Source organism: Pseudoxanthomonas sp. LjRoot204_2 (genome assembly GCF_056175765.1).
The window spans coordinates 1-2446 of the sequence record NZ_JBGFFG010000465.1 but is presented as its reverse complement, the minus strand read 5'-3'; the positions used below and the strand labels follow the sequence as shown (position 1 = coordinate 2446).

The window sequence follows — 2446 nt, the reverse complement described above, 5'->3', positions numbered from 1 at the left end:
GGCCGACACCCCGCCGGACGATCCGTGGCACGCCTACTTCAAGTCCCCGAAGTGGCTCGAGGCCCTGATCGCCAAGGGCGCGCTGGGCCAGAAGACCGGTGCCGGCATCTTCCGCAAGGTCGGCAAGGACATCGTGGTCCTCGACCTGGAGAAGCAGGACTACCGCGCGTCCGACCGCACCGCAGCGCCGGAGGTGGTCGAGATCCTGAAGATCAAGAACCCGGCCGAGAAGTTCGCGAAGCTGCGCGAGAGCCAGCACCCGCAGGCGCAGTTCCTTTGGGCGGTGTTCCGGGACCTGTTCCACTACAGCGCCTACCACCTCGCCGACATTGCCGAGACTGCGCGCGACGTCGACCTGGCCATCCGATGGGGCTACGGCTGGTCGCTGGGGCCGTTCGAGACCTGGCAGGCCGCCGGTTGGAAACAGATTGCCCAGTGGATCGCCGACGACATCGTGGCCGGCAAGGCCATGAGCAGCGCCCCGCTGCCGAACTGGGTGTTCGACGGCCGCGAGGGCGTGCATGCCCCCGAAGGCAGCTACAGCCCCGCGAAGAATGCCAAGCTCCCGCGCTCCGCCCTGCCGGTGTACCAGCGCCAACGTTTCCCGGATCCGCTGCTGGGCGAGGTGTTCCCGCAGGGCGAGACCGTCTTCGAGAATGACGGTGTCCGCCTGTGGACCGACGGCGACGGCATCGGCGTGATCAGCTTCAAGACCAAGATGCACACCGTGTCCGACGCGGTGCTGGCCGGTGTGCAGGAATCGGTCGCGATCGCCGAGCGTCGCTTCAAGGGCCTGGTGATCTGGCAGCCGAAGGAGCCCTTCTCCGCCGGCGCCGATCTGGACGGTGCGCTGGGCGCGCTGCAGGCCGGCAAGATCGCCGAGTTCGAAGCGATGGTGGCCAACTTCCAGGCCACCAGCCAGGCCATCAAGTACTCGCTGGTGCCGGTCGTGGCCGCCGTGCGTGGTCTCGCCCTGGGCGGTGGCTGCGAGTTCCAGATGCACAGTGCGCGCACCGTGGCGCACCTCGAAAGCTATATCGGCCTGGTCGAAGCGGGCGTGGGTCTGCTGCCCGCCGGCGGTGGCCTGAAGGAACTCGCCGTACGGGCGTCGCAAGCCGCCGGTCCGGGCGGCGACGTCTTCGCCGAATTGAAGAAGACCTTCGAAACCATCGCAATGGCCAAGGTCTCCGCCTCCGCCGTCGAGGCCAAGGAACTGGGCCTGATGCGCGCGGGCGACAAGGTCGCCTTCAATGCCTACGAGCTGCTCCACATCGCCAAGCAGGAAGCGCTGGCGCTGGCCGAGACCGGCTACCGCCCGCCCCTGCCCGCCCGCCGCATCCAGGTGGCCGGCGACGTCGGCATCGCCACCTTCAAGATGATGCTGGTGAACATGCTGGAAGGCCGCTTCATCAGCCCCTACGACTACGAGATCGCGGTTCGCATCGCCACCGTGCTGTGCGGCGGCGAAGTGGATCGCGGCGCTGTGGTCGACGAGGAGTGGCTGCTCACGCTGGAACGCAAGCACTTCGTCGAACTGGCCCAGCAGGAAAAGACACAGGCCCGCATCGCGCACATGCTGAAGACCGGCAAGCCGCTGCGTAACTGACCGACGACGACACAGGACACCGAGACATGAGCAAGCAAGTACAAGAAGCCTATATCGTCGCCGCCACCCGCACGCCGGTCGGCAAGGCGCCCAAGGGCGTGTTCCGCAACACCCGCCCGGACGACATGCTGGCGCACGTGCTGAAGTCGGTCGTGGCGCAGGCCCCGGGCATCGACGTCAATCGCATCGACGACGCGATCATCGGCTGCGCGATGCCGGAGGCCGAGCAAGGCATGAACGTGGCGCGCATCGGCCTGCTGTTGGCCGGCCTGCCGAACACGATCGCTGCGCAGACCATCAACCGCTTCTGCTCGTCSGGCCTGCAGGCCGTGGCGATGGCGGCGGACCAGATCCGGCTCGGCAACGCCGACCTGATGCTCGCCGGCGGTACCGAGAGCATGAGCATGGTGCCGATGATGGGCAACAAGATCGCCATGGCGCCCAGCGTGTTCGACAACGACCACGTGGCCATCGCCTACGGCATGGGCATCACCGCCGAGAAAGTGGCGGAAGAGTGGAAGATCTCGCGCGAAGACCAGGATGCGTTTGCCGTGGCTTCGCACCAGAAGGCCCTGGCAGCGCAGGCCGCGGGCGAGTTCCGGGACGAGATCAGCGCCTATGAAGTGATCTCGCGCCAGCCAGACCTCGCCGGCAACACGGTGCGCCTGAAGAAGCTGCTGGTCGAACAGGACGAGGGCCCGCGCGCCGATACGTCGCAGGAGGGCCTGGCGAAGCTGCGTACCGTGTTCCGCAACCCGCAGTTCGGCGGCACCGTCACCGCGGGCACGTCGTCGCAGATGAGCGACGGTGCAGCCGGCGTGCTGCTCGCCTCCGAGCAGG

Annotated in this window: 2 protein-coding genes; both read left to right on the top strand. The window is 67.4% G+C overall.

Features of this window, described 5'->3' with window-relative positions; translation table 11 throughout:
• The coding region (locus AC04L7_RS16640; RefSeq protein ID WP_475513451.1) for an enoyl-CoA hydratase/isomerase family protein at positions 1–1606 on the top strand (1606 nt) is incomplete at its 5' end.
• 26 nt (positions 1607–1632) lie between these two features.
• On the top strand, positions 1633–2446 hold an 814-nt coding region (locus tag AC04L7_RS16635; protein WP_475513450.1), incomplete at its 3' end, for an acetyl-CoA C-acyltransferase.